This is a genomic window from Exobacillus caeni, assembly GCF_005747095.1.
Classification (GTDB): domain Bacteria; phylum Bacillota; class Bacilli; order Bacillales; family Guptibacillaceae; genus Exobacillus; species Exobacillus caeni.
In genome coordinates, this window is sequence record NZ_SWLG01000005.1 from 59424 (window position 1) to 78705 (window position 19282).

Sequence of the window (19282 nt, forward strand, 5' to 3'; positions counted from 1 at the left end):
GCTTACTTCGACTCCTTTGCACTGTATTCTTCTCTTTGTTCACGAAGATTGTTCGGAAGTTCTTCGTACATAATATCTATTAAATCGGTAACTTTTTGTTTAGGTGCTTCATCAGCTTTTTTGATCGCTGCCTTGATTTCTTCCTTCGCCTGGTCAACTACTTTGTTCTCTTCTTCTTCAGACCACAGTCCTTTTGATTCTAAATATTTACGGAAACGGACAATCGGGTCTTTCTTTTCCCATTCGTTATCCAGATCTTCCGTACGGTAACGAGTCGGATCGTCTCCTGCCATTGTGTGTGGCCCATAGCGATATGTCATCGTTTCGATCAAAGTCGGACCTTCACCGTTTATAGCACGGTCGCGAGCTTCTTTCACTGCAGCGTATACTGCAAATACATCCATTCCGTCAACACGAACCCCATGGATTCCTGCAGCGACTGCTTTTTGAGCGATCGTTTTTGCAGCAGATTGCTTTTCCACCGGAACAGAAATAGCAAAACGGTTATTTTGAACGACAAAGATAGCCGGTGCCTTATATGCCCCTGCAAAGTTCATTCCTTCATAAAAGTCCCCTTGTGAAGCTCCGCCATCGCCTGTATAAGTAATCGCTACGTTATTTTTACCTTTTTTCTTAAGTCCAAGCGCAACCCCGGCTGTCTGGGTAATTTGAGCACCGATGATAATTTGCGGGCTTAATGCATTAACTCCTTCCATCTGGTTCCCAACAAAATGTCCTCTTGAAAACAAGAATGCCTTGTAAAGAGGAAGGCCGTGCCAGATTAACTGAGGAACATCCCGGTATCCAGGAAGAATCCAATCTTCTTTATCCAGTGCAAAGTGACTTGCAAGCTGGGAAGCTTCTTGTCCAGCTGTAGGCGCATAGAATCCAAGACGTCCCTGGCGGTTTAGAGAAATGGAACGCTGGTCTAGCACTCTTGTGTATACCATTCTGTGCATAAGTTCTTTCAGCTCATCATCTGATAGCTCAGGCATAGCTTCTTCGTTTACAATTTCGCCATTTTCGTTAAGAATCTGGACCATATCGAACTGGTTTTCGATTTGTTCAAGGGTTTTACCCATACCTTTCACCTCATCCTTTCTTTCATAAAGCAAATTTATAGTTAATTGAATTGCTGAATGCAATTTATTGAGCAGCATTAAACACCGGCACATTCATTACATATCTAGGTTGTCCAACTTTTTTAAATCAATGACAGACTTATAATGAAAATTATCTATGTCTACTACCACTCAACTATGTACCCTTTCTTCTGCAGGATTAACCATTGCCTTTACGGAAACACCAACAACTTTAAACCCTGTATTAGTCGGCTGTGATCAATCACTGTTACAATAAACCAAGGCTGTTACAAGTGTACAATACCATGAATAAATTAGTCAATAAATTGATTTATCATTAAAGTAACAACTCGTTCAACTTTACTGTTATAATACAAATTGTAAAACTGTACTAGTATACACTATGATTAATGTGATAAATAAAAAACATCCCGGCAAACGAGATGTTTTCTAACTATTCTTTATTCTCCTGTTTCTCATAGGTTACATTTAAGTCAGCAGCTTTATAGAAAGCTTTCTTGGCTTCATTAAATTCTTTCGTATATTTATTGAAATCTTCTTTACTTGCCATCACATCGCTGTAACTCTTATTTATCTTTTCGATATGCGCCTGCAAATCTTCCAGTGTTAGTTTTTTATCTTGTAGTTTTTTGTATAATTCCTGATCCAGTTTTACAGCTTCAGAATATTGGTTGTAGAGATCCTGATACGCTTTGTATCGAGCATCCATTTTATCAACCATTGTTTCGGCTTTGCTCTTTACTTCCTCATCTTCCAATTCATCGACGATCGGTTTTACGTTTTCAAATTCTTCATAAGCCTTATCGATGCTTTCTTTTTCCTTCTTTATCAATTCCATTCTTTTTTCTGCTAATTGTTCTGCTTCTTGAGAAAGCTTTTGAATTTGGTCGTACTCTTTCATGCTTAAACCGACGATTTTGTTATAAAGCTCCTGTTCCTTTTTCTCCGCATCTACGATTGGATCTTGCTGCTCCCTGAATGGTTGTTCGAGTTTCACTGCTTCTTCTAGGTGGTTATAAATTTTCTCTGTGGGCTTTTCTCCAAAACTACATCCTGACAATACAAGTAATAGTAATGAAAACAATGCTACACTTCTTCTCATCTTAATCATCTTATCCCCCTAACACCACTGACAACTATTTTAACTCGTTTAATATAACATATTAAAACATGCTTTAGAATAGTCCATTTAGTGAATGTATAAATTCCTTTCCCAACTGGGCAAGTATCCAAACTTCTATCGCTTCCAAAACATAATGTATATCAGACCAGTGAAAACAACGCTGGAAAATTACAAGGAGGTAGAATTTATGTCAGCATATGGCGGATTTGGATATGGACGCGGTTTCGCGTTAATCGTTGTACTGTTTATTCTTCTAATTATCGTAGGTGCTGCTTACGTATATTAAAAAAGGCCAAGAGGAAAACGGGTTGCCGTTTTCCTCTTTGTTTTTGAGGGAATTAAACTAGTTCACAAAGGATTTTAGTAGAAGGGAAACCTTAGTGTATGCGAACTGCAGCATGCATATGCTAAACTATAATTACATATGTTTTATGTACGATTAGGAGTGATAAAAAAATGTTAACAATGAAAGATATTATAAAAGAAGGAAATCCATTGCTCAGAAAAGTAGCTGAAGAAATCGAAATGCCGCCATCTGAGGATGAAAAAGAAACATTAAAAGATATGCTTCAATTCTTAAAAAACAGCCAGGACCCAGAAATTGCAGAAAAATATCAGCTTCGTTCCGGCATCGGCCTCGCTGCTCCGCAAATCGGTATCAGTAAGCGAATGATCGCAGTCCATGTTTATGATGAAAAAGGAAATCTTTATAGCTATGGTCTGTTCAACCCTAAGATTGCCAGTCATTCTGTTGAAACAACTCACCTGGAGGGCGGTGAAGGTTGTCTTTCTGTCGATCGGGATGTTCCCGGACTCGTCCCGCGGTACTCCCGTATAACCGTAAAAGGAACAGATATAGATGGTACTGAGGTGAAATTAAGGCTCAGAGGCCTCCCCTCCATTGTTTTCCAGCATGAAATCGACCACCTTGACGGAATTATGTTTTATGACCGCATCAAGGAAGACGGTTTGGAAGATGACATGGTTTTACCTACATCATAAAAATTTGGAGAACGGTTTGTCTAATTATTTTCAAGAAATAAAAAAAGTTCATGCCTACATGGCATGAACTTTTTTTATTTTATGGCAAAGAACCAAAGGAAGTGATAACCTTGTAACCAGTCTTTTGATAATTAGTTTAACTTCCTTTCAGAAGACCGACTTCCATCAAGCCTTTCTTAATTCCGTTCTCGGATACATCCTTCGTTACAAAATCCGCCACTTGTTTCACTTCATCCATACCGTTTCCCATCGCAATTCCGGTTCCAGCAAATTTAAGCATTTCTATATCGTTTAAGGCATCTCCAAAAGCATAAGTATTTTCAGGCAAAATTCCCAACTGCTTAATCAATTGTTCAATCCCTTTTGCCTTTGAGCCTCCAGACGGAAGCACGTCCATTGAATAATCGTGCCACCTTATGAAATCTAAATCGTGGTAACTCTCTCTATAGGAGAGTTCATGCTGATTTTCACAAAACAGCAGCGCCTGGAAGATTTCTCTGTCGTGATAATAAGATGGGTCATAATCAGGATGGAACATCTTCAAATCATCCATACTTTTTATAATATGGGGATGTTGATGATGGTTCGTTCTCATCCCCATATGATCAAGAAAAACCATCGGATGTTTATTGTTGGAAGCCACTTCTTCCAGCTCCTGAATCCTTTCCTTCTTGAGCGGATTTTTATATGCGACTTCCCCTGCAGAGACTACATATTGGCCGTTAAAACTGATAAATGTCTCAATTTCAAGCTCTTTGCGAATATCTTCAAACATGAAAGGCGCTCTGCCTGTTGCAATGGCTATTAATATATCCTGTTCTAATAGTTCCTTAATCGCTTCTCTTGTAGAAATCGGAATCCTCTTTTGTTCATCGAGCAATGTACCATCAATGTCAAAGAAAACGATTTTTTCACTCATGTATATCCCTCGCTGTTCTTTCGTTTGTATTCAATCCTTTTTCTTTTATTTGTCCATTATATAATTCACCTACAAAGATTGCACGCTCTCTCTTTCCCTTACCTTCGGCGTTCTCCTTGTCGATAAATAGACGCCTGAGAAAATAAGGACAAGCCCCACAATTAAGTTCGATGATAATTCTTCGTTCAATAACATGCTGCCCCATAATAGCGCCGTCACAGGAACAAGATACGTAACAAATGATGCAAATTCAGCGCTTCCTTCTTTAATCATGTAATAGAACAGTAAATAAGCGATGCCAGAGCCTAAAACTCCCAGACCAATCATCGACAAAAAACTTTTAGGGGAGAAAAATACCTCTGCAGAAAAACCATCGGTCACTAACATTAGTGTGAATCCTCCTGCCATGCCGAAAAGGAGCGTAAAGAAAGCAATAATCGAAACGGGTACATCTTTGAGGTATCTGCGGGTATACTGAGATGCAAATCCATAACAAATCGTTGCTCCAAGCATCGTGCCTATACCGATGAAGTCTTCTGTAAATATACTCTGTACATTAAAGTTAAGCAAAAACAAAATACCGATGAAACCTACAAAAATGCCGGTCCAATGCTTCGCTTTTAAAGAAACAGAAAAAAATAAAAAGCCGATCAGACTGGTCCATATTGGTGTTGTAGCATTCATCGTCGCGGCCATACTGCTTGAGATCCTCAATTCGCTTACTGCGATAAGCCCCCAGGGAATAAGGGCATTAAATATCCCGACCAGCATCAGGGACTTCCACGGAAGTTTCTTAATATAATAAAATTGCTTTCTTGCTGTAATGGTGACAAGCAGTGTTACAGCACCAAAAAAGCAACGCCAAAAGACCACTCCCCATGGTCCAAGAGCAGGCAGAAGCAATTTGATAAACATAAAAGACATTCCCCAGATCAAACTTAACGTTATGAGTGCAGCATATAATTTCACCCTACCACCCCTGGAACATTTCATTTTTTAACTATCCTTTATTCTACATGAATCATTTCTCCCTGTCTGTTTATGAAACTTATTTTAAACTGCCACAAATTTCCGCGTAAGTTTATGTACATTTCCCAAATAATAAAAATAACGTTAGAATAGGAAAGGAGGAAGTATTCATGCTTAGAAAAGTGAAGAAAAAAATATTGAAAAAGTGGCGTGATTTTCTCTTTCCTTATCATCCTCCGCAATCTAATTAAAGCCCTTCTTTCTTACCTGAAAGAAGGGTATACATATATCTATTTTATTTATTAAAATGGAAAATTAACTTCAAACATGAAAAAGAAACCAATTTCATTTATAATGAACTAAGGTGCATTTTAAATTGTCTTGGTTAAGGAGAGGTTACAAAATGATATTCAAGGTATTCTACCAGGAAACGAAAAAAGAAATTCCTGTAAGAGAACGGACTCAGAGCCTATATGTCGAGGCAAACTCTGAACGGGAAGTTCGGCTTAAACTTGCCGAAAGAAATTATAATATCGAGTTCATTCAAGAAATCGATGGAGATTTCCTGGAATATGAAAGAAATTCTGAACAATTTGAATTGGAGAATGTGTAGACTATGAAATTTGTAAAAAATCATCAAACAGCTGTTTTTGCACTCGGAGGACTAGGAGAAATAGGAAAAAACATGTACGGGATACAATTTCAGGATGAAATCATCTTGGTCGATGCCGGAATTAAATTCCCAGAAGAGGAATTGCTCGGTATCGACTATGTGATTCCTGACTACAGTTATCTTATTAAAAACGAAGACAAGATAAAGGGACTATTCATTACTCATGGACATGAAGACCATATCGGGGGAGTCCCTTATCTCCTTCGTGAAATCAACGTTCCAATTTACGGAGGAAGGCTCGCAATCGGCCTGATTCGAAATAAACTGGAAGAGCACGGTTTGTTAAGAAGAGCTAAACTTAATGAAATCCAGGAAGAAGATGTAATCAAATTCAGAAAGACATCTGTTAATTTCTTTAGAACAACTCACAGTATTCCGGATTCATATGGGATTGTTGTGAAGACACCACCAGGAAACATCGTACACACAGGTGATTTCAAGTTTGATTTTACTCCGGTTGGAGAACCTGCAAACTTAACCAAAATGGCTGAAATAGGTAAAGAAGGCGTATTATGCCTGTTATCTGACAGTACTAACAGTGAAGTCCCTGGTTTTACAATGTCTGAAAGCCGCGTCGGCGAAAATATCCATGATATCTTTCAAAAAGTATCGGGCCGACTTGTTTTCGCAACGTTTGCTTCCAACATCCATCGCCTGCAGCAGGTAGTTGAAGCCGCAGTAGCAAATGAACGTAAAATCGCAGTATTTGGACGAAGCATGGAATCGGCTATAACCATTGGACAAGAACTGGGTTATATTCGCGCTCCAAAAAACACTTTCGTGGATGCAAACCAGATTAATCGCCTACCTGACAACAAAGTAACGATACTTTGTACAGGAAGCCAGGGGGAACCGATGGCGGCACTATCAAGAATCGCAAACGGAACCCACCGGCAAATTCAGGTAATCCCGGGAGATACGGTTGTCTTTTCTTCGTCCCCTATTCCAGGAAACCAGGTTAGCGTAAGCCGAATCATCAACCAGCTTTCTCGTGCCGGCGCTGATGTGATCCATCATAAACTAAGTGATATTCACACTTCTGGTCACGGAGGACAGGAAGAACAAAAGCTTATGCTGCGACTGATCAAACCAAAGTTCTTTATGCCTATTCACGGTGAATACCGTATGTTGAAAATGCACACGAAGTTAGCACAGGATTGTGACATACCACTGGAAAATTCATTTATTATGGATAATGGCGAAGTACTTGCTTTAAGTGAGGATGACGCATCTGTAAGCGGAAAAATCCCTTCCGGCTCTGTTTATGTTGATGGAAGCGGAATCGGCGATATTGGAAACATTGTACTTAGAGACCGAAAAATCCTTTCTGAAGAAGGACTTGTTATCGTTGTAGTTGCAATCAACATGAAAGAATTTAAAATACTTTCCGGTCCTGACATCATTTCCAGAGGCTTTGTTTATATGAGAGAATCCGGCGACCTGATCAATGATGCCCAGGATTTACTAAACAAGCATTTAAGTGGCGTAATGGAAAAAAGAACATCACAATGGTCTGAAATCAAGAATGAGATCACAGATACTCTTGCTCCGTTCTTATATGATAAAACAAAACGCCGTCCAATGATCCTTCCGATCATCATGGAAATATAAAAATTTATATCGAAAAGGCGACCTTCCATCAGGATAGGTCGCCTTTTCATATATTAATAAAATAAATTGACATTGTTTATTTTCAAGCCGGAAAACTCGCTTATTCTGTATCCAATATATGGCGTTCAAGCCGATTAATGTCTTTATCGGAACCGATCACGATAAGAATGTCCCCTTTGTTAATTTGTTGACTGGCCATCGGGGAAACGATAATGTCCTCCCCTTGCTTAATCGCTACGATATTTGCTCCGTATTTCGCACGGACATCGAGCTCTGCAAGTGTTTTTCCACCCATTTTAGAATTAGCCATCAATTCCACGATGCTGTGTTCATCCGACAGTTCAAGATAGTCCAGTACACTGTTAGAGACGATATTATGTGCAATCCGCAAGCCCATGTCCCGCTCTGGATGGACGACTTTGTCAGCTCCAATCTTATTCAGCACTTTTTCATGATAATCGTTTTGAGCTTTAACGGTAATATGCTTTACACCTAGTTCTTTTAGCATAAGGGTTGTAAGAATGCTTGCCTGAAGGTTATCGCCGATCGCAACAATAACATGGTCAAAATTTCTAATCCCTAGATTCTTTAACACGGTTTCATCTGTGGTGTCTGCTATAACTGCATGTGTTGCGATCGAAGCAAATTCATTCACACGATCCTCATCAAGATCGATCGCCAGAACTTCCATTCCCTGCTGGCTTAAAGCTCTGCAAATACTGCCTCCAAAACGCCCGAGGCCAATTACTGCGAACTGCTTTTTCACGTCTATTCCCCCAATATATTTTCTGGAATATTATTATTTATGTAATCTGTATACCCGTTCGAAGTTGGCCTGCATGTAATGTACAATCCGATTCTACCTGTTTTTATGGTATCACGAAAGGGCACACTGTCAATTATTCTTTATTCTTTTCTTTCTCCTTTAACATATTCTGCATCAAATAAAAACAACCGCATTAACAAAACCAATGAAGGTATTAATAAGCTGAGTCCTGCCATAAAAGCTACAATCAACGCTATCCCCATCGTTTCATTTGTGTATGCGGAATAAATGGTGACATGGTCATATAGGATCCACGGTAAATGCGATGCGCCGTACCCAAAAAATGCAAAGAAAAATTGGAGCATTACAAAAATAAACGCAACTCCGTACCGTTTTCCATAAAAAATCAAATAGATCGCGATTAAAAAGCAAAACAACGAACCAATAAACATCCAGGCATAATCAAGCGTTTTATAAAAATGTTCCGGATTATGCTGCTGAAGAGAGATAAAAACAAGCAGACTGGCCGCAATTGTCGGAAAGCTCCAAAAAAGGGCATATTTTCTGAGCAATTCTAATGCTGGCTGGTCTTCTGCACGACTGGCATAAAATGTTAGAAAAGAAGCGCTGATAAAAAGAACAGAAACGAGCGCCAAAAAGACAACGGACCATGAATAAAAGGATGTGAATAGATTTTGCGTTAGTAATACGATCTCTCCTCCCTGCTCCTCTATAAATCCACCTTCAGATATTGTTAGGGCCGTTGAAAGAGAGGCGGGTATCAATAGGCCAGTTACCCCATACAAAAACGAATAAAAATGGCTTTTTCTTGCACCGTAGTTCGCAAAAGCATAGAAAGAACCCCTGATCGCAAGCAAAATGATCGCGATGCTGCCCGGGACTAGCAATGCCGTGCCATAATAGTAAGCAGTATCAGGAAAAAAGCCGACCAAACCAACAAAAAAGAATACGAAGAATACGTTTGTGACTTCCCAAACGGGTGACAAATAACGACTGATTATTTTACTAGTAATATGTTCTTTTTTTGTCAATTTTCCATAATAAGCAAAGAAACCAGCACCAAAATCGATCGATGCAGTTACTAAATATCCGTATAGAAAAACCCATAATACTGTAATTCCGATTAATTGTACGTCCATCGTTGCGCTCCTTTCCTTAACACTATTCGCTAAGCTGTTCTAGTTCATTTTCTGCAGGATTGTTTTTGAACATCTTCTTCAAGACAACAATACAAATTGTGCCAAGCAATAAATACAGAAGCGTAAATAGGATAAACATCAGACCGACATTATCCGCAGTAGTGGCTGCGTGTCCTGTTCTCATAATATCCCAAAGAATCCATGGTTGTCTTCCCACTTCTGAAAAAATCCATCCGAACTCAATCGCAAAGACAGATAGCGGACCACCGATAACAATAAGCCGGAGAATCATATTATTATTCTCGTTAAAATTTTTAAACCTTGCCATCAACACATATAAAAAAGAGATACCAGCAAGGAACATACCAATCCCAACCATTAAATCGAAAAGATAATGAATAAATAACGGCGGAATCTCATCTTCAGGAACTTGATCAAGGCCCATCACCTCTGCAGCAGGGTTTCCATGAGCAAGAATACTCAAGAAATTAGGCAATCGAAGGCCATATTTAACTTCGTTATTCTCACTAAGCGTTCCACCAAGTATTAAATCTGCCCCTTCGGATGTTTCAAAGTGCCATTCGGCCGCCGCCAGTTTTTCAGGCTGGTACTCAGCTAAAAACTTACCAGAAAAATCTCCGATCACAGCTGTCGAAACAGCAAAAACAAAGCTTGCTACCATGGTAAACCTCAAAGCTTTCTTATAATAGATACTGTCTTTTCCTTTGAGAATCGAAAAAGCAGTAATTGCTGCAAGTACAAATGCAGAAGTTAAATAAGCTGATGACAAAACATGGGATGCTTTTGTTGGTGTAGCCGGATTAAACATAGCTGCAAGCGGCTGAATATCAGTAATAACACCTTCTTTAAGCGTAAACCCTTGAGGTGCATTCATAAAAGCATTTACCGTCGATATAAAAAACGCTGAGGCCGAGGAACCGATCACAACTGGAATGGAAAGAATCCAGTGATAAATAGGCTTTTTAAACCGATCCCATGTATATAAGTAGATTCCAAGAAATATAGCTTCAAAGAAAAACGCAAATGTTTCCATGAACAGCGGTAAGCCGATAACCTGCCCTGCCAGTTGCATAAATCCCGGCCATAGTAATGACAATTGCAGCCCTATCGCTGTACCGGTAACAACCCCTATTGCCACTGTTACGACAAAGCCTCTTGTCCATCGCCTCGCCAGCAATAAATAGTGAGGATCGTTTCTCTTTATTCCAATCCATTCAGCAATGCTTACCATTAAAGGAATCCCGACGCCCAGGGTCGCAAAAATGATATGGAATCCCAGGGTAAGACTTGTCAGCAGCCTGCTGAGCATAGCAGAATCCAGTTCCATCTACATTAACCCCCTTGGAAAAATTTACTACTAAAATTGAGTATATCAGTCGTTTCATACCCTTATTGCTCCTACAAAAAACAACACAGTCCTAAGGAATGTTTTTCTTACCAATAATAACCCCTATAAACTTTGTGAATTATATCACAAATAACCTTAAGACTATTATAACTGACACTCCAATAAAAATCTCACTTTCTGCATAAATAAAGTAAAATAATAAAAGCCTCCACAATTGTGGAGACTTTTGATTTAAACTGCATCTAGCATATTAAATTGTGACTTAACCAATTCATAGTAGGTATCTCCTTTGGCCATAAGCTGGTCATGAGTCCCCTGCTCAATAATTTTACCATGATCAAGAACGATAATCTTATCAGCCTCCCGGATCGTGGATAATCGATGGGCAATCATAACTGCAGTTCGGCCTTTCAGTACAATCTGCAACGCTTTTTGAATCTTGACTTCTGTTTCCGTGTCGATACTTGCAGTAGCTTCATCAAGAATTAAGATTCTCGGATCAGCCAGAAGCGCCCTTGCAAAGGAAAGAAGTTGCCTTTCGCCGACTGACAGGACATTCCCTCTTTCTTCTACTTCTGTTTCATACCCATTTTTTAGCCTTTTAATAAACAGGTCTGCCCCGACTGCTTCTGCAGCTTCTTTTACTTCTTCATCACTTGCTCCCGGCCTTCCAAAACGGATGTTTTCCATGATCGTTCCGGAAAAAATAAATGTATCCTGCAACACAACACTAACCTTTTGGCGAAGGCTGTCTAGTTTAATATCTTTCAAGTCGATACCATCAATTTTTACAGAACCATCGGTTGGATCATAGAATCTGCTGATCAAGTTGGCGATCGTAGACTTACCAGATCCCGTGTGGCCAACAAGTGCGACTGTTTGGCCCGCTTCCATCGTCAAGCTTATGTTATCAAGGGCCTTGCGCTTGCTGTCATATGCAAAATCAACATTTTCAAATTCAACTTTACCATCCATCTCTTCCAGTTCAATTGCGTTGCTCTTTTCTGATACATTTGGCTTTTCATCTAAGAATTCAAAAATCCTCTCAGAAGATGCCATCGCAACAAGCAGCTGGTTGTATACCTGACCCATTCTTGAGATCGGTTCCCAGAACATGCCAAGGTAAAAAGCGAATGTAACGAAAACTCCATAATCCATTCCATTCTGGATAAGATATACACCAAACCAGATCAAGATAGCAGTCCCGATCGCATTTGACATTTCAACAAAAGGACGGAAAATAGCACTCTTCTGGGTTGCATCTCTCCAGCTTTCAAACGTTTCCCCGTTTACACCTTCAAAAAAGCCCATATTTTCTTTTTCCTGTGTGTAAGACTGAGTAACACGAATTCCCTGAATACTTTCATTCAAGTGGGAGTTAAGCTTAGCCTGTTTAATCCGTACCATTTGCCAAGAACGCCTTATCTTCCTTCTTAACTTCGTTGAAATAAAGAACATAATAGGCAAAATAACCATTATGGCAAGTGTCAGCGGAGGGCTGAGTACGAACATGACTACCAGGATTCCTAACAGGAGGAGAACGTCCATCAAAAGATTTATTACCCCGTTTGTAAACAGCTCCTGCAGTGAGTTGACATCATTAATAATTCGAACAAGGATAGAACCTGCAGAACGATTATCAAAGAAACGGTGTGAAAGCCTCTGGATGTGTTTGAATAATCCCTGCCGAATATCATAAATGATGTATTGTCCCAGCTGGTTAGTCCATTTAATGCGGAATGTGTTAGCGATCCAAGAAAGGATATATAAACTGGCTATTCCGATTATTAATTGGATTAAAAGTGACTCGTCACGCTGCTTAATGGCATGGTCAAATAATAGAACCCCAATAAATATTGGAACGACAAGGCGTACTGCGGTCGACACAAGCATTGTGATGATCGCTTTTGGCAGCAATGTTTTACTATAAGGTTTCATATATCCCAACAGGCGGAGCATTTGTTTCCAGTTGAACTGTTTTTCAATCGCTTGATCCTGTGAATAATGAAATCTTTGTTGTGATCTTTTACTCATTGTTTCACCTCACTTATCCTGTTTGCCTTTGTAAAATTTTTTCTTTATCTTGATACTGGATATCGTACACTCTTCTATACAGACCTTCATTTTTGTTAATCAATTCTTCATGGGTTCCTCGCTCTGCAATTTCACCATCTTCGAGAACAAGGATCTCATCGGCATGTTTTAAAGAAGAAATACGATGTGCAATGATAAAAGTCGTTCTGCCTTTCATAACCTCGTTGAACGCCTTTTGGATCTTAAACTCGGTTTCCATATCTACCGCGCTCGTTGCATCATCCAATATCAAGATGCTCGGATCTGTTAAAATGGCTCTCGCAATTGCGATACGCTGTTTTTGCCCCCCAGAGAGGCCCATTCCTCTTTCCCCTAGAACCGTTTCGTATCCATCAGGTAGCTCCATGATAAAGTCATGGGCCTGCGCTCTTTTCGCCGCCTCAACAATTTTGTCAAATTCCACATCTGGATCTCCGTAAGCGATATTATCTCTGATCGATGAGGAGAATAAAAAAGTTTCCTGTAATACTACACCGACATTTTTCCTCAATGACTTTATTGAGTAGTCTTTAATATCTCTTCCATCAACTAAAATTTCGCCCTTCTGCGGCTCATAGAACCTCGAAATCAACTGGGTGATAGTCGTTTTCCCTGAACCAGTGGCACCCAGTAAACCGATCGTCGTTCCCTGCGGTGCGTCGAACGAGACATTTTTAAGAGCGAGATCGTCTTCGCTTGCATACTTGTGTGTCACATTCTTAAAGGTAACGTGTCCTTTGATTCTTTCTACCTCTAATGGATTTCCCACATTTTGAATATCTTCCGGTTCATCAAGTATCTCCAGAAGGCGTTCACCAGAAGCTTTTGATTGGGAGAATGTGTTTATTACGAAACCAAGGTTCATAATCGGCCAGATAATATACCAGACAAGACTGAAGAAAGCTACAAGCTCTCCCGGATTCAAATTCCCGTTAAGTACGAGGAACCCACCGTATGAAAGCAGCAGAACAACACAAATGTTTCCGATCAATTCCATTAAAGGAAAGTATCTTGCCCAGATATCCGAAGTAGTCAAATAGTTATCGCGATAATCTTTATTGTTGTTTACGAACTTTCCAATTTCAAAATCCTCTCTGGAAAGTGACTTAACCGTATTGATACCGCTTATATTTTCCTGTACTTTTGTATTTAATCTTCCCATTGACTTTCGGATTCCCCTAAAAGCAGGGTGAACCCTTTTGTCAAACCGATAAACGGCTACTGCAAGAAACGGCAGCATACCGAGCGTTACGAATGCAAGTGGTACTGAATAGTAAAACATAACAGCAAGACTGAATGAAACTAAAAGCAAAAAGTTAATGATCTGGGCAAACCCAAAGGATAAAAAGAAACGAAAGCCCTCTACGTCAGCTGTTAATCTTGACATCAAATCCCCGGTCTTCGCATTATCATAATAACGAAAGGGAAGAAACTGCAGCTTTTCATAAAGGGCTTCTCTTAACTTATAAACTGCTGTTACACCAAATAAATCACCCAGGTATTGATGAAAAAACGTTGCAGTCCCTTTTACTGCCATTACGATAATAAAGCCGATCGCTAAGTATGGTACCCACTGGTAATCTTGTTTCAATATAACATCGTCAATCGTGAACTGAAGTACCATCGGGTATATTACTGTGATTCCGGAAACGAATATAAGAGAAAACACCGACCACAAAAAGTAGTTTTTATAAGGCCAATAAAACTGTTTTAACCGTTTAAACGTATCCACTTCTCCACCACCTTTTTCTGACTCAATTTTTTGTATTTTTAGTGACAATATACATAATATATCGGATTACGAAATAAATGACCAGAGATTCGGCCTAATTTTTTGAAACTTTTTATTAATGGAATATTCTCTGAAAAAACGCATAATTCGGACTTTTTTACTCAGAAAACCACCCTGTTCCAAATTCCTACTGAAACATAAAAGGGAGCCTGTCCAGGTTGGACAGGCTCCCTTTACTTTCGTTAACCAACGTATTATACGTTTAGTGTTTCTTGTCCTGGCTTCCAGTTTGCCGGGCAAAGTCCACCAGTTTGAAGAGCTTGAAGCACACGTAGTGTTTCATCCACATCACGGCCAATATTATTGTGGTTTACAACAGAATACATTAGTTCACCTTCTGGATTGATGATGAACAGACCGCGAAGGGCAACTCCCTCTTCTTCAATGAATACGCCATACTCTTTTGAAACTTTATGGTTCGTATCAGCTGCTAAAGCATATTGTAGTTCACCTAGACCATTTTCATCGCGAGAAGTATTGATCCATGCAAGGTGAGTGTGGATTGTATCAGTAGATACACCAACTACTTCTGCATCTAAATCGTCAAACTCGTCATAACGGTCGCTTAGTGCTGTGATTTCAGTTGGGCAAACAAACGTGAAGTCCATTGGATAGAAGAAAAGAACTGTCCATTTGTCATTTTTCATATTTTCTTCGAGACTTACTTTTCCAAATTCTTTATTTGGCATTACTGCGTCCATTTCAAATCTTGGTGCTTGTTTTCCTACCATACGTTCTACCATATGTAAATCCCTCCTAAGAAAATTCATCGGCTTACGCCCTCGATTGTTATTATAAACAACCTCTACTTTTTAGTCAATATTAAATTATAATTAATTTAATTTAACCGGCCGTCAAAGCCCTTTTATAATATAACCACTAAGGGAACAAACTAAACGCATTATTAGTATAACGCATGTATGAAATAGAATCGTATGTGCTGCTCAACTTGAAATGGCAATTAATATTCCGATATACTTTAAGTTGTGCTTTAACGGAGTACATAGACTGTTAATCAACATAAAAAGGGGGACAAATCCGTTGAACGATTGGTTGGAAAATGTGGATTGGGCCGGTATTTTTCTTGGCCTCGGAATTATAATTTTGAAGTTAATCGCTATTCTGATCGTTTATTTAATCGTAAAATCGATCGGAAAACGATTTATTGAAAGAACTTTTGCAAAAGTGGAACAAAGAGAAAACATGTCGGCTGGAAGAGCAAACACATTAATGAAACTATCATTAAGCTTGTTCTCTTATACATTGATATTTATTGTAGTTGGCATCATTTTCAGTACGCTCGGATTAAACATCGGTACATTGATTGCCGGCGCAGGGATTGTCGGCCTTGCAATCGGCTTTGGCGCACAGGGCCTTGTGAGCGATATCGTAACGGGTTTCTTCATTCTTCTAGAGAAGCAAATGGATGTTGGCGATTACGTTACAGCTGCAGGATACGATGGTATCGTGGAAGAAGTGGGTCTTCGCACCACTCAGATTCGAGGATTTGACGGGACTTTAAATTATATCCCAAATCGAGAAGTGGGCAGTATCAGCAACCATTCCCGTGGGAATATGCGTGCACTTGTCGATATCGGCATTTCCTATGATGATAACATTGACAAAGCCATCGAAGTAATCCAGAATACGTGTGATCAAATCGCTGGTTTAAACGACGCCATAGTTGATGGCCCAAATGTACTCGGAGTGCAATCTCTTGGTTCTTCGGATGTCGTTATCCGTGTACTTTGTAAAACCCGAAACATGGAACAATGGGGCGTCGAACGGCAGTTAAGAAAAGCGATCAAGGAAGCGCTTGATACAAACGGCATTGAGATTCCATATCCCCATCAAGTATACATTGAGAAAAAACAGGATTCTGTTTAAAAACCAAACAGCACGGGAAAACTCTCAACAAAAGCTACAAGGGAGTGAATAACATGCCATACGAAAAATTAGAAGATTTGCCAGATCGAGTGAAGGATAACCTTCCACATCATGCACAGGAAATATTCCAGGAGGCGTTTAATTCTGCCGAGGAACAATATGACCAGGAAGATACGGCATTTAAAGTTGCCTGGAGTGCTGTAGAAAATGAATATACTAAGAATGATGACGGCGATTGGGTAAAACGAGAAGGAGAAGATTAATAGCGAACAGCTGGAATGGCTTTATCCATTTTCTCCACTATTAAAAATTTCAACAATGTGAAAAGGGGTGGCTCAAAAAACAGGTGTCAGACCCCTCCAACACTATTTCTAGAAAAACTTGTTCCAATGTTTTTCTGGACTTTGTGCTAAACGGAGGAAGTCAGACCTTTATGAGCCATCCCTTTATTATGGAAATTTTTTATCTGTCCCCAGGAATACTTTGAGGACACATCCGGTTATTTTAAACGGCTTTCTACTTGCTGGCAAATTTCATCAGCGGTCATTCCCTGGGCACTAATGACCGGACCTTTCGTCGCTACATCAGAAATCCCCATGATGTCCTGGTCTTGACCCGTAATCACACAACAATCACAGCCATTCGCATCCTGTTCCTGTCTTAACGCAACAACATCATATCCCTTATCCTGCAGAGCCTGTACCACATCACTTAATGACTCTTCTACTCCGATTCTCGGCATATGTTCCACTCCTTTTTCTCTGTCTTTTTCGCATGATAAAACTTTTCAAATATAAGGTAACCAAAGAGGCGAAATCTTATTCTTTCATAAAAAAACCGATTAAAGCTAAAAAGACTGCTGCAAATGCAACAGTCTTCTTTATCATTCGTTTATCTTCCATGTGAAATAATTCTTAAGCAAGTTTACAGCAGTTTGAAGAGCATTTTCATCCGGCATCAATCTGGATGAATGAAGACCGCTCTTAGAATGAACGCCTAACCAGAACATGAAGCCCGGTATTTCTTTTAGGAAATAGCCAAAGTCTTCTCCCGTCATCGCCTCTTTGCAATTCACGATTGAAACCTCTGGCTGCATTTCAGCAAATTCCATAAATTCCTTTGTTAAAGCGGAATCGTTAAATACCTGATAGTAGTTTGCGCCATAATCGAGGGCAGCTTCACATTCAAATCCAGTCTTGACACCATCAAGAATCGCTTCAAGCCTCTTTTTCACCTTGTTCATTGACACAGATGAAAGGGTCCTGATTGTTCCTTCGATCCTCGCCGTTTCTGCAATGATATTTTGCTTTGTTCCACCTTCAATTTTTCCGACGGTAATGACTGCAGAATCAAGCGGATCCACGTTTCTTGATACGATACTTTGCAGCTGAGTCACAAAATGGCTGGCAGCAACGACCATATCATTCGCCTGATGTGGATACGCTGCATGCCCACCCCTGCCTTTCAGATCGATAAAAAGCTCAGAAGTATTGGCGAAAAGCAAGCCTTCCTTCGTCGCTATTGTCCCCACCGGGTATTCTGGTGCGATGTGAAGTCCCACTATAACATCGGGACGCCATTCATTAAATTCCTCACTTTCCAGCATTGGGAGAGCTCCGCCCGGTCCTTCTTCAGCAGGCTGGAAAATAAACAGTACATTTTCTTTACCGGGATTTTTGGAAAAGTGTGTGACAAGACCGAGCGCAATCGTCATATGAAAATCATGCCCACATGCGTGCATTTTCCCTTTATGATTTGAAGAAAACTCATAACCCGTTTCTTCTTCAATCGGAAGGCCATCTATGTCTGCCCGATAGCCGAAAGTTTTTTCAGGGTCGCTTCCATTGACCTTTACTAAAATTCCTGTTTTCCAGGTTTTTATGGCTAAGTGCTCCTGTGGAAGCTTACTTATATAATCAAGTAAAAATTGCTGTGTCTTAAATTCTTCAAACCCCAGCTCAGGAATCTGATGTAGATGTCTGCGGACGGTTACTAGTTCCGAAAAATCGATCATTTTAGTCTGTATCCTTTAATATTAATCTTCTTTTAACTGGCGTAGCTCTTGTTTGATTTCTGTCTTAGAACGAGTTTTATCGTCGATTTTCTTGATCACTCTTGCAGGGGTTCCCGCGACAACCGTATTCGGTTCGACATCCTCTGTCACGATTGCTCCGGCAGCCACTACGGACCCTTTTCCAACTGTCACGCCTTCCAGTATTACAGCATTCGCACCAACGACTACATCATCTTCAATCACTACTGGTTTTGCTGATGGCGGTTCAATAACGCCAGCTAACACAGCTCCCGCTCCAATATGGCAGTTCTTCCCTACAGTCGCACGGCCGCCCAGTACAACGTTCATGTCGATCATCGTTCCTTCGCCGACTACAGATCCTATATTGATGCTTGCACCCATCATAATGACAGCATTTTTGCCAATTTCCACCTGGTCGCGGATGATCGCACCCGGTTCAATTCTTGCCTGTACTCCTTTTAAATCTAATAAAGGAATAGCAGAATTTCGTCGGTCGTTTTCTACAACATAGTCTTCAATTTTCCCTTCGTTGTCTTCTAAAGCTTGTTTGATTTCCTTCCATTCACCGAAAAGGACTCCTGTATTTCCTGTTAGAAAGGATTTTGTATTTTGGCCAAAGTCAATACCTTCGAGTTCACCTTTGATATGTACTTTTACAGGTGTAGATTTTTCACTATTTTGAATGAAGCTAATAATTTCATTTGCATCCATCATTTTCATTTCTTTCAACCTCCATGTTTTTATTAGTTTAGTGTAACAAAGCTTCAAAACATAATTTTATCGTATCTAATTCGATTCGT

The 19282-nt window shown here is 39.8% G+C and carries 19 protein-coding genes; 6 read left to right on the forward strand and 13 right to left on the reverse strand.

Annotated elements, in window-relative coordinates; genetic code table 11:
• Positions 1 to 2 precede the first annotated feature (2 nt).
• Together pdhA and FCL54_RS07700 are read right to left on the reverse strand one after the other, a co-directional pair.
• Complete coding sequence (pdhA, locus tag FCL54_RS07695; RefSeq protein WP_138125027.1) at positions 3 to 1082, reverse strand: pyruvate dehydrogenase (acetyl-transferring) E1 component subunit alpha; 1080 nt, start codon at positions 1080 to 1082, stop codon at positions 3 to 5.
• A 454-nt stretch (positions 1083 to 1536) separates the two neighbouring features.
• Positions 1537 to 2214 (reverse strand): YkyA family protein, encoded by a 678-nt coding sequence (locus tag FCL54_RS07700; RefSeq protein WP_138125029.1) that lies wholly within the window; start codon positions 2212 to 2214, stop codon positions 1537 to 1539.
• Positions 2215 to 2413: 199 nt separating this feature from the next.
• Between FCL54_RS07700 and FCL54_RS07705 the strand changes: the two genes are divergently transcribed.
• Entirely contained in the window at positions 2414 to 2512 is a 99-nt protein-coding gene (locus FCL54_RS07705) for a YjcZ family sporulation protein (protein WP_138125031.1), read from the forward strand.
• Between the two features lie 170 nt (positions 2513 to 2682).
• Entirely contained in the window at positions 2683 to 3228 is a 546-nt protein-coding gene (def, locus tag FCL54_RS07710; RefSeq protein ID WP_138125033.1) for a peptide deformylase, read from the forward strand.
• A 136-nt stretch (positions 3229 to 3364) separates the two neighbouring features.
• On the opposite strand, the gene FCL54_RS07715 is transcribed toward def, so the two are convergent.
• The gene (locus FCL54_RS07715) at positions 3365 to 4147 is read right to left on the reverse strand and encodes a Cof-type HAD-IIB family hydrolase (RefSeq protein ID WP_138125035.1); all 783 of its coding nucleotides are present in this window, start codon (positions 4145 to 4147) and stop codon (positions 3365 to 3367) included.
• A 69-nt stretch (positions 4148 to 4216) separates the two neighbouring features.
• Complete coding sequence (locus FCL54_RS07720) at positions 4217 to 5116, reverse strand: DMT family transporter (protein WP_138125037.1); 900 nt, start codon at positions 5114 to 5116, stop codon at positions 4217 to 4219.
• A gap of 403 nt (positions 5117 to 5519) precedes the next feature.
• Between FCL54_RS07720 and FCL54_RS07725 the strand changes: the two genes are divergently transcribed.
• Together FCL54_RS07725 and rnjA are read left to right on the forward strand one after the other, a co-directional pair.
• On the forward strand, positions 5520 to 5729 hold the full coding sequence (locus tag FCL54_RS07725) for a DNA-dependent RNA polymerase subunit epsilon (protein WP_138125039.1): 210 nt from the start codon (positions 5520 to 5522) through the stop codon (positions 5727 to 5729).
• Between the two features lie 3 nt (positions 5730 to 5732).
• A complete protein-coding gene (gene rnjA / locus FCL54_RS07730) occupies positions 5733 to 7400 on the forward strand; it encodes a ribonuclease J1 (RefSeq protein ID WP_138125041.1) in 1668 nt (555 codons plus the stop codon).
• A gap of 100 nt (positions 7401 to 7500) precedes the next feature.
• Here the strand turns inward: rnjA and FCL54_RS07735 are convergent, their stop codons facing one another.
• The 6 genes from FCL54_RS07735 to FCL54_RS07760 all read right to left on the reverse strand — a co-directional run bounded on the left by FCL54_RS07735 (position 7501) and on the right by FCL54_RS07760 (position 15303).
• On the reverse strand, positions 7501 to 8166 hold the full coding sequence (locus FCL54_RS07735; protein ID WP_138125043.1) for a potassium channel family protein: 666 nt from the start codon (positions 8164 to 8166) through the stop codon (positions 7501 to 7503).
• A gap of 140 nt (positions 8167 to 8306) precedes the next feature.
• Complete coding sequence (locus FCL54_RS07740) at positions 8307 to 9326, reverse strand: cytochrome d ubiquinol oxidase subunit II (RefSeq protein ID WP_138125045.1); 1020 nt, start codon at positions 9324 to 9326, stop codon at positions 8307 to 8309.
• Positions 9327 to 9348: 22 nt separating this feature from the next.
• The gene (locus FCL54_RS07745) at positions 9349 to 10674 is read right to left on the reverse strand and encodes a cytochrome ubiquinol oxidase subunit I (RefSeq protein WP_138125047.1); all 1326 of its coding nucleotides are present in this window, start codon (positions 10672 to 10674) and stop codon (positions 9349 to 9351) included.
• A gap of 252 nt (positions 10675 to 10926) precedes the next feature.
• Positions 10927 to 12729, reverse strand: coding sequence for an ABC transporter ATP-binding protein (locus tag FCL54_RS07750; protein WP_138125049.1), 1803 nt, complete (start codon positions 12727 to 12729; stop codon positions 10927 to 10929).
• 13 nt (positions 12730 to 12742) lie between these two features.
• Positions 12743 to 14500, reverse strand: a complete 1758-nt coding sequence (locus FCL54_RS07755) for an ABC transporter ATP-binding protein (protein WP_138125051.1) — start codon at positions 14498 to 14500, stop codon at positions 12743 to 12745.
• A 254-nt stretch (positions 14501 to 14754) separates the two neighbouring features.
• Positions 14755 to 15303, reverse strand: coding sequence for a peroxiredoxin (locus tag FCL54_RS07760; protein WP_138125053.1), 549 nt, complete (start codon positions 15301 to 15303; stop codon positions 14755 to 14757).
• Positions 15304 to 15601: 298 nt separating this feature from the next.
• Between FCL54_RS07760 and FCL54_RS07765 the strand changes: the two genes are divergently transcribed.
• The gene (locus FCL54_RS07765; protein WP_246055172.1) at positions 15602 to 16447 is read left to right on the forward strand and encodes a mechanosensitive ion channel family protein; all 846 of its coding nucleotides are present in this window, start codon (positions 15602 to 15604) and stop codon (positions 16445 to 16447) included.
• A gap of 53 nt (positions 16448 to 16500) precedes the next feature.
• Positions 16501 to 16710 (forward strand): ChaB family protein, encoded by a 210-nt coding sequence (locus FCL54_RS07770; protein ID WP_138125057.1) that lies wholly within the window; start codon positions 16501 to 16503, stop codon positions 16708 to 16710.
• A 236-nt stretch (positions 16711 to 16946) separates the two neighbouring features.
• On the opposite strand, the gene FCL54_RS07775 is transcribed toward FCL54_RS07770, so the two are convergent.
• From FCL54_RS07775 to dapD, 3 genes are all read right to left on the reverse strand, one after another.
• Positions 16947 to 17189, reverse strand: a complete 243-nt coding sequence (locus tag FCL54_RS07775) for a YkuS family protein (protein WP_138125059.1) — start codon at positions 17187 to 17189, stop codon at positions 16947 to 16949.
• Positions 17190 to 17330: 141 nt separating this feature from the next.
• Positions 17331 to 18461: an N-acetyldiaminopimelate deacetylase gene (locus tag FCL54_RS07780; protein WP_138125061.1), complete on the reverse strand. Its 1131-nt coding sequence runs from the start codon at positions 18459 to 18461 to the stop codon at positions 17331 to 17333.
• A 21-nt stretch (positions 18462 to 18482) separates the two neighbouring features.
• Positions 18483 to 19202, reverse strand: a complete 720-nt coding sequence (gene dapD / locus FCL54_RS07785; RefSeq protein ID WP_138125063.1) for a 2,3,4,5-tetrahydropyridine-2,6-dicarboxylate N-acetyltransferase — start codon at positions 19200 to 19202, stop codon at positions 18483 to 18485.
• Positions 19203 to 19282: the final 80 nt, after the last annotated feature.

Coding starts and splice junctions, on each gene's coding strand:
- pdhA (WP_138125027.1), bottom strand. CDS start 1,082: ATGGGTAAAACCCTTGAACAAATCGAAAACCAGTTCGATATGGTCCAG.
- FCL54_RS07700 (WP_138125029.1), bottom strand. CDS start 2,214: ATGATTAAGATGAGAAGAAGTGTAGCATTGTTTTCATTACTATTACTT.
- FCL54_RS07705 (WP_138125031.1), top strand. CDS start 2,414: ATGTCAGCATATGGCGGATTTGGATATGGACGCGGTTTCGCGTTAATC.
- def (WP_138125033.1), top strand. CDS start 2,683: ATGTTAACAATGAAAGATATTATAAAAGAAGGAAATCCATTGCTCAGA.
- FCL54_RS07715 (WP_138125035.1), bottom strand. CDS start 4,147: ATGAGTGAAAAAATCGTTTTCTTTGACATTGATGGTACATTGCTCGAT.
- FCL54_RS07725 (WP_138125039.1), top strand. CDS start 5,520: ATGATATTCAAGGTATTCTACCAGGAAACGAAAAAAGAAATTCCTGTA.
- rnjA (WP_138125041.1), top strand. CDS start 5,733: ATGAAATTTGTAAAAAATCATCAAACAGCTGTTTTTGCACTCGGAGGA.
- FCL54_RS07740 (WP_138125045.1), bottom strand. CDS start 9,326: ATGGACGTACAATTAATCGGAATTACAGTATTATGGGTTTTTCTATAC.
- FCL54_RS07745 (WP_138125047.1), bottom strand. CDS start 10,674: ATGGAACTGGATTCTGCTATGCTCAGCAGGCTGCTGACAAGTCTTACC.
- FCL54_RS07750 (WP_138125049.1), bottom strand. CDS start 12,729: ATGAGTAAAAGATCACAACAAAGATTTCATTATTCACAGGATCAAGCG.
- FCL54_RS07760 (WP_138125053.1), bottom strand. CDS start 15,303: ATGGTAGAACGTATGGTAGGAAAACAAGCACCAAGATTTGAAATGGAC.
- FCL54_RS07770 (WP_138125057.1), top strand. CDS start 16,501: ATGCCATACGAAAAATTAGAAGATTTGCCAGATCGAGTGAAGGATAAC.
- FCL54_RS07775 (WP_138125059.1), bottom strand. CDS start 17,189: ATGCCGAGAATCGGAGTAGAAGAGTCATTAAGTGATGTGGTACAGGCT.
- FCL54_RS07780 (WP_138125061.1), bottom strand. CDS start 18,461: ATGATCGATTTTTCGGAACTAGTAACCGTCCGCAGACATCTACATCAG.
- dapD (WP_138125063.1), bottom strand. CDS start 19,202: ATGAAAATGATGGATGCAAATGAAATTATTAGCTTCATTCAAAATAGT.